Annotated in this window: 8 protein-coding genes and 1 pseudogene; 1 reads left to right on the forward strand and 8 read right to left on the reverse strand. The window is 30.5% G+C overall.

Features of this window, described 5'->3' with window-relative positions:
- Window positions 1-315 (forward strand): LysR family transcriptional regulator substrate-binding protein (locus SPJ33_RS09835; protein ID WP_321117789.1); only part of this gene is annotated, 315 nt, incomplete at its 5' end.
- 62 nt (window positions 316-377) lie between these two features.
- On the opposite strand, the gene SPJ33_RS09840 is transcribed toward SPJ33_RS09835, so the two are convergent.
- The 8 genes and pseudogenes from SPJ33_RS09840 to cooS form a co-directional block, all read right to left on the reverse strand.
- On the reverse strand, window positions 378-890 hold the full coding sequence (locus SPJ33_RS09840; RefSeq protein ID WP_321117790.1) for a hypothetical protein: 513 nt from the start codon (window positions 888-890) through the stop codon (window positions 378-380).
- Window positions 880-2472, reverse strand: a complete 1593-nt coding sequence (locus tag SPJ33_RS09845; protein WP_414627225.1) for a hydantoinase/oxoprolinase family protein — start codon at window positions 2470-2472, stop codon at window positions 880-882. Before SPJ33_RS09845 ends, SPJ33_RS09840 begins: the two co-directional genes overlap by 11 nt.
- 29 nt (window positions 2473-2501) lie before the next feature.
- Window positions 2502-2714, reverse strand: a complete 213-nt coding sequence (locus tag SPJ33_RS10655) for a hydantoinase/oxoprolinase N-terminal domain-containing protein (RefSeq protein ID WP_414627226.1) — start codon at window positions 2712-2714, stop codon at window positions 2502-2504.
- 162 nt (window positions 2715-2876) lie between these two features.
- Window positions 2877-3053, reverse strand: coding sequence for a hypothetical protein (locus tag SPJ33_RS10660; protein ID WP_414627227.1), 177 nt, complete (start codon window positions 3051-3053; stop codon window positions 2877-2879).
- Window positions 3054-3119: 66 nt separating this feature from the next.
- On the reverse strand, window positions 3120-3737 hold the full coding sequence (locus SPJ33_RS10665; protein ID WP_414627228.1) for a hypothetical protein: 618 nt from the start codon (window positions 3735-3737) through the stop codon (window positions 3120-3122).
- Window positions 3720-4349, reverse strand: a pseudogene (locus SPJ33_RS10670) (alpha-amylase family glycosyl hydrolase); the annotation flags it as partial. The pseudogene SPJ33_RS10670 and the gene SPJ33_RS10665, both read right to left, overlap by 18 nt.
- An 18-nt stretch (window positions 4350-4367) precedes the next feature.
- A complete protein-coding gene (locus tag SPJ33_RS09855; RefSeq protein WP_321117791.1) occupies window positions 4368-5672 on the reverse strand; it encodes an MATE family efflux transporter in 1305 nt (434 codons plus the stop codon).
- A 155-nt stretch (window positions 5673-5827) separates the two neighbouring features.
- Complete coding sequence (cooS, locus tag SPJ33_RS09860; protein ID WP_321117792.1) at window positions 5828-7744, reverse strand: anaerobic carbon-monoxide dehydrogenase catalytic subunit; 1917 nt, start codon at window positions 7742-7744, stop codon at window positions 5828-5830.
- Between the last annotated feature and the right edge of the window lie 67 nt (window positions 7745-7811).

Genomic DNA, 7811 nt, shown 5'->3' on the forward strand with positions numbered 1-7811 from the left:
TCAAATAAAAATAAGCTAAATATTGATACAATTGCTGTATTAACACAGTACGGACTAACTTCAACACTTGCTAAATTCAAAAGCAAATATCCTCAGATTGATTTGCATATTCTTGACGATGAAAATGATGCTGTTTTAAACATGTTAGAAAACTCAAAAATTGATCTTGCAATCGTAAGAGATTTTAATCTTTCAAAAGATTTATTTAATGTAATACATTTAGCTGATGATGAACTAGTTGTTGTTACTTCTTCATCAAACTTAGGTATAACATTAATGGCTAATAATGTGCTAAAGCCTTTTAAAAAACCCTAATATTACAGTTCATCCATTAAAGGGAAAAATTAATTCTAGCTTAGCATTAGTGAGCAATAAATTTAAATCCGAGAAAAATGAAATATTTCATGTGCTAATAATGTTTCTTCTGCTTTTACTCCTTTAAAGAAATGCTCAAGACTTTTTTCTTTTATTAATTTGTTTGCTTTATTAACACTGTCTTGAAATAGGGTTACTTTATTAGGCTCTACAAATTGAGCAAATATTATATGCCCTCCACCATTTGGCTTATCTGGATAATCAATTTCAAGTCCTAACTTTTCTGCTATATCATATACACTAATATTGCCATACTTTTCTCTTATATTATTAGCTTGAACTTTTCCACATTCATTTGCTTTTAATATACGATTAGCTTTTTCTTCATCATTAAATTTTCCTTTTAAAGGCTCTCTTCTAAACCCATATAATCCCCATTTTTCATCACTTATAAGCATTATATCTCTAAGAATTTCTTCTATATTACGGATATTGATTTGCTTTTTTTCTTTTGATTCTGAATGTCCTTTTAAAGCATTAATAAATTTATTTGCAAAATTATCTTTAGATTTCATTTTTTGCCCCCACTACTATAATTTCTTCTTCTGAGTCTATCATTTGAATATTTACATCCATAAGCATTATCATTTGATTATAATCTCCTCCTGATGCAAAATCCATAATTCTTGGACCTATACATAAATAAAAGTCTGGTCTTAATACACTATCAGATTTATAAACAGTAAGATCTTCCCACATAGCTTTTATAACTTTTTCATATTCTTTAGCTTTTACTTTACATGCATATCCATAATTTCTTTGAACTTTTATAAAACCCTTCTTATCTACTATTCTAATACATTCTTTATTTTTTGAATTACCAGCAAAGATATAAAAATATCTATTCTTTTCAATTAACTTTACTTCATCTGCTAAAATTCCCATATCATATGCAGCTAATTCCTTAGCTTCTTCTTCACTACATTCTTTTAATAAATCTGTTGATTTAACTTCAGTAGAACCTGTAGCAATTGCAATTAACCTAGATGTATTAGAATCAATTTCTATATGAACATCTATAGTGTCAGCTGAAGCTCCACTTTCTATTGCCTTATTTATAACTTCCATTCTTATATTTTTTATATCCTGAGGCGTAGGGCTTGGAACAACCCTCTCAACTGTATCTCTTACCATCGATAAAGCTACTCCAATAGATGAAATAACTTCTGCATTTTCTGGAATACTGTATTTTATATTCATCTTATTTGCACAATATTTAATCAATGATGAAGTACCTCCACCAACTCCAATAAGTGAAATTTGACTACTATCTAGCTTATATTTTTCTGTTAATTCTAAAATAACAGGTCTAATCTTTTCAAAGGATTTTTGAAGTATATCCTTAGCTACTTCTTCAACTGTTTTTCCTAAATACTTAGCTAAAGGCTCCATCGCTTTCCTTGCTGATTCTACCATTCCATATGAAAATTCATCTGGCTTTATTAATCTAAGTACGTTTGCTGCGCAAGTATTTGTAATAGTTATTCTCTTTCCATTTTTTAATTTTATAGCTACATAATCAGCAGGATCTCCTTCTTTAGGTGAAAAGAATTCAAGCTCTGGCTCAATTATTTCTTCAAATGGAGTAAATACTGAATAATCCATACTTGCAATATGCGCACTTCTAGGTCCTACGTCTATTATTTTTTCATTATTTGCACGAATCATACTTCCACCTGCTACTCCAAGTACTGTAACATCTAATGAATTTACATAAGTCTTATGCCCATCTACAACTGAATAATCTATAGCAGGTCTTCCATTTTTAATTACTCCTATATTAGTAGATGTACCTCCAACTTCAAAATAAATTCCATTTGATACACGTAAATACATAAGAGCACCCATAACACTTGCAGCAGGACCTGAAAGCATAGTAATTATAGGACGTTTTTTCATCTCACTTATATCCATTGCACCACCATCACCACGCATTATCATAAGTGGTACATTAACTCCTGCATCATGGACAGATTTTTCTGTACTTTCTGCTGTTTCAAGCATCTTAGGCAATATACTAGCATTTATAGCTGCTGTCTTTGTTCTTCTAGTAAGACCATATAATTTTGTAATATCTGAAGCTATAGTTATAGGCATTCCTAATTCTTTAGCTACTTCAGCTACCTTTAATTCACAACATCTTCAGCTTCTATATTATTTTCCTTAAGACAATTTTGAAACGCCTTCACAACGCCTGCAGCTACTCCTGCTTTATCATCATGAGTTGTCTTAACTGAAGATTTTCCAATAATCTCATGAGTATGATTGTCTATTGCTACTGCTTTTGTATGTGTTCCACCAACGTCGATTCCAACTCTAACTTTAGTTCTTTTATACATAATATTTACCTCTTCTTAAGCTAACATTAAATAAATTACTATTAGTTTAATATTAATCATAATAATAATCTCTTTTATAGATTTTATTATCAAATTTGTTATATGTAAATTTAATTGCAAAAATAATCCGCTTTACAAATTTGTAAAGCGGAAATCTATATACTATCTTCCAAACATAAAGTAAGTAACAAAGCTTAAAATAAAGCAAATTATCCAACCTGCTGGTATACTTAACTTTAAGAAGTCTTTTGTATCTACCTTAGTGTATCCTAATCCCCAAACAATCCAAGATTGTGTGATACAACATGAAATATTCATTGTTACAGTTGGAGCATACATTAATGGGAATAATAATGGAGTTGCAAATCCAACACTCTTTAATATTCCAAGTGTTGCTGCTCCACATCATGCTAATGTGAATGGTCCTCTAAACATACCTAGTGGTGCTAATATAGCAAATGCTAGACATATTATAAACGTATTATTTGGAATTAATCCACCTAATACTGCATTAAAGTAAGGTACACATAATTCTGCTGCTTTATTAAACATAGGAATCATTAACATGAATCCAACAAGTGGAGCTGTATCAACTGCACCATCAAAGAATGTTTTATTAAATATTTCTGAAGCAACTTTATATGATGTTAATTTTCCACATACAACTAGTGCAAAGAAACTTGCAACTAAGAATCCAACTATAACTGGTACTTTAAGTCCAATTGCTAATACTACTGGTATAAATGGAGTAAGTAAAGCTATTACTGGAGCTGCCTTAACTTCTTCAGTTTGAGGTGCTTGAGCTGCCCATGCATGTACTCTTTTCTTCTTTATGAAAATAGCTGGTATTAATATTGCAAATATTAATTGAACTGCTAATGCAATGAATCCCCATCTTAAATATCCGCCATTATAGAAAAATGAAATAATATTATCATACTCATCTAAAGCTGGTATAAAATCTCCATATACAATTGCTTCACTATAATTTTCTGATTTTCTTAGAGGAATTCCTCTACGCATTACTTCTATAATTGCAAGAGCTTTTTTGCTAATATCATTGCATTCTCCTTCTTTTATATAACGACTTGTTCCTCTTGGTCCATCATGATTTTCAGTAATATTTGCTTTAAAACCAATTCCTAATGCTTCAATTTGACTTTTAAAAATAACATCTCCTCAATACCTTTAGTTTTATCTAATATATTACCAATATCACAAAGTCCATCATTTCCATCAGCTTTAAAATCTTGAAAGTTTAAATCTTTTTTTATATTCATGATAGCATCTATTCTAAAACCAGCTAATCCTTTATCTAGCCACCAATTAATCATTTTATATATTTCTTCTTTTACTTTTGGATTTTCCTAATTTAAATCTGGTTGCTCCTTTGCAAATGAATGTAAATAATACTTATTTGTATTAGGTCTCCTCTCCCATGCACTCATATCCTTGATCTACCATAGGAGAGCAATAAATAGTTGATAACCAAATTATATCAATACCTAAATCTTTTAAATAATCTAGTTTGCTTATAACTCCTTTTAAATCTCCTATTCCATCTGAATTAGTATCGTAAAAACTTTTTGGATATATTTGATATGCTACTTTATCATGCCACCATTTTCTCATAATCTAACCCCCATAAAACTTTTAAGCTATTACATTCAATCTAGTATATTTCCTTACATTTGCAATAATTCTTATAACTATAAGTGAAAGTAATTCTGATACTAAAAGACTTATCCAAATACCATTAACCCCAATAACTTTAACAAGTATAAATAAACTTATTGGCAAAAATACTACAGATCTTAAAATACACATTAAATTTGCATATTTAGGCGCTTCTACTGCTTGATAATAAACTGTAGTTGTGAGATTAAGTCCTACAATAAAAAATCCTAAATTAGTTAAATTAAGTCCATTATATGCTATTTCTAAAATATTATTATCAGCTGTAAATATATTTATTAAATTTCTCCCAAATATAAAACATACAAGCGTAAAAATAGTTGTTATTATTATTGAAGTTAAATTTGAAATTCTATAAACTTTTATCATATTATCAGGATTTTTTGCCCCATAATTATAGCTTATAAGTGGTTGTGCTCCAAAAGTTACGCCTAAAAGTACCATATATATGTTTGTAGTTATATAATTTATAATGCCATATGCAGATAAACCACCTTCACCTAACATATTAGCTACAGCTATATTTTGAACAAAAACTATTACAGAAAATGCTGACTCAGCTAAAAATGAAGGCACACCTATATTTGCAAATTCTTTTATAACTTTTTTATCTAAAGTTACATTACCAAATGTTAACTTACCTTTTTTCATTATAAAATGAGGAATTACTATAAATACAGTTACAAGCTGTCCAAGTCCTGTTGCAATTGCAGCTCCCTTTATTCCCATACCAAATAAAAATATAAATACATAATCCAAAATTATATTTGTAACTGCTCCTAGTATTGTTGATACCATTGCTAATTTTGGTCTATTATCATTTCTTATAAAGCTATTTAAAGCTATACCAATTAAATTAGGTATACAAAAAAGTGCATAATATCTTAAATATGTATTTGCTAATGGTTTAATAAGTTCTGTTGCACCCAAAATATCTACTATAGTATTAGAAAAAATACATAAGATTAAACTTATTACAAAGCTTATTATTAGAAGGAATTTAAATACCTGTCTAAATGCATTTACTCCTTCTTCATCTTTTTGTGCACCAAAATTTTTTGAAACTAATGCACCTCCACCAACAGCAAACATAGTTGCTATACCAAACAGCATTATTGTAATTGGCATAACTATTGTAACTGCTGCTAATGCATTATCTCCAACTCCTCTTCCAACAAATATACCATCAATAATTGTATATAGTGATGATACAAACATTGCTAAAGCTGAAGGAATTGCATACCCCAAAAATTTCTTAATCATATTGTTTTCTCCCCTTCTCTTAATAATAAATAAGGTATGAAGCTTATACCTACTATAAAATCAATATTATTTTATAACAAAAAAGCCTATGATAAAATATCATAGACTTCTTTTTATAAGCTTTATATATATATCTCAATTTATAAATTCAATTTCTATTTAAGACCAAGCTTTTGTCTTTTACTTATTATATGTTCTTCTATAGCTTTTGCAGCTTCAAATGGATCATCTCCTAAAGCAACTTTACCACCTGTTAAGCCTTCAACATCTTCTGTAAGAAGTTTTACTAAATTAGGGGCTCCAGTAACAAATGGAGTTGGAGATAAATGTGTATATGCTCCATATGCTACTGCAAACATACCATCTATAGTAGCTTTTTGTTCCATCCATTCTGGTGCAGTAACTGCTATAGGAAGATCTGGAACATCAACATCTAAATGGTCTGCTAATGCTGTAACAAGCATTGAAATTCTACCTGTATCAGTACAAGTACCAAAACTTAATACAGGAGGTATTTTAAGCATATTACATACTTCTTTTAAGCCTTCTCCTGCATACTTTTCTGCTGCATCTGCACTACATAACCCTGCTACTTCAAGAGCATGATTACCACAACCACCTGCAACAACTAATATATCTCTCTTTATTAATTCTTTTGTTATATTAACTGTATTCCAATCTTGTGGTCCATTTCTTAATGTAGAGCAATTTGCAAGTGCTACAACACCTTTTATTTTGCCTTCTGCAATCACATCAACTAATGGATCAAGTTTGCCACCAAGAGCGCCTAATACCGCTTCTGTTGAAATCCCTGCTATAGCTTTTGTTATATGTTTAGGCACCATAGGCTCTATTTTACCATGTCTTTTCTTAAAATTATCTATTGCTATCTTAATTAAATTATCTGCCATTTCATTTGCTTTCTCTGGGTAATATGGCATTTTATGTTCAGCTCCCGGCACACCTATTATTGTGCTTATACTAACTAGTGCTAATTGATATTTTTCAGCATATTGATCTATAGCTGGAGGTGAACAGTTTTCTTCCATAGCAATTGCATCTACTGTTCCTGTTGCAAGTAATGGTTCTATAGCTAACCAGTTTCCCATAAGACCTACAAAAACATCATCAACTTCAAATCTTTGCAGTAATTCTTGACCTGTTTCAATAGAACCAACAACTCTAATGCCTTTAGCCCCTGCCTTTATTGCTTCTTCTTTATATTCACCTTTTCTAAGCTTTTCTATAGTTAAAGCACCTATCCAAGGTTGATGACCATTAAATACTATATTTACATAGTCAGGATCCATAATACCTAAGTCAACATTTACTTCATGAGGCATAGGTGTTCCAAATAATATATCTTGAACCATTTCAAGCCCTATTTGTGCAGTGTATATTGTAGATAGTCCAAGTCTTAGACCTTTTATAGCAAGTGATACATAATCTCCATCAACATTTGTTAAGCAACTTGCTATTGAATTTTGCACTTCATGGTCAACACCTGAAGGATAAATATTAAGTTCTTTCCATACTGGTTTTCTTTTTTTAGGTGCAAAAACTTCTGTCATTACACTAGGCTTATCAGGACCTGCCTTCATTTCTTCATCAAGAAACTCTGCAAGCTTTATTGCAAGTTTATTTATATCTTGATTTTGATCTATTCCTACTTTTTCACACATCCATCTAAGTTTTGTTTCATCTTTTATCTTAAAAGGTGATTTACCTTCACCTGTAGCTTTAAGTGTCCTAAAGGCTTCAAATGCATGATGTGCATATGTTGCTGCACCCATTACATTTCTCATAAGAAAATTTCTCATGGCCATAGCATCTGGCCCAATACCACAAACCCCTTTATCAGCTTCTGTTTTTTCATTAATCCTACAAGGGCCTTGCGTACATAATTGACAACTTAATCCTTCAAGACAGAATTTACATCTTATTTTTTCTTGTGGCTCCCATCTTGAAAACACACTTGAAAGTCCATCAGTTTGTATTCTCTTTAACATCTCTTCAACAGAGTCATGATAACTTACACGCCCTTCTAGTTTTTCCCTAATTGTTTCACTCATACTTTATGTCAATCTCCCTTCTATACCTAAATATTCTCTGTATAAAATCATTTAATATTATTTGTTT

The sequence above is a fragment of the Clostridium sp. genome (genome assembly GCF_034179595.1).
GTDB lineage: Bacteria > Bacillota > Clostridia > Clostridiales > Clostridiaceae > Clostridium.

Coding starts and splice junctions, on each gene's coding strand:
- SPJ33_RS09840 (WP_321117790.1), bottom strand. CDS start 890: ATGAAATCTAAAGATAATTTTGCAAATAAATTTATTAATGCTTTAAAA.
- SPJ33_RS10660 (WP_414627227.1), bottom strand. CDS start 3,053: ATGTATGCTCCAACTGTAACAATGAATATTTCATGTTGTATCACACAA.
- SPJ33_RS09855 (WP_321117791.1), bottom strand. CDS start 5,672: ATGATTAAGAAATTTTTGGGGTATGCAATTCCTTCAGCTTTAGCAATG.
- SPJ33_RS10665 (WP_414627228.1), bottom strand. CDS start 3,737: ATGCGTAGAGGAATTCCTCTAAGAAAATCAGAAAATTATAGTGAAGCA.
- SPJ33_RS10655 (WP_414627226.1), bottom strand. CDS start 2,714: ATGTATAAAAGAACTAAAGTTAGAGTTGGAATCGACGTTGGTGGAACA.
- cooS (WP_321117792.1), bottom strand. CDS start 7,744: ATGAGTGAAACAATTAGGGAAAAACTAGAAGGGCGTGTAAGTTATCAT.
- SPJ33_RS09845 (WP_414627225.1), bottom strand. CDS start 2,472: ATGCCTATAACTATAGCTTCAGATATTACAAAATTATATGGTCTTACT.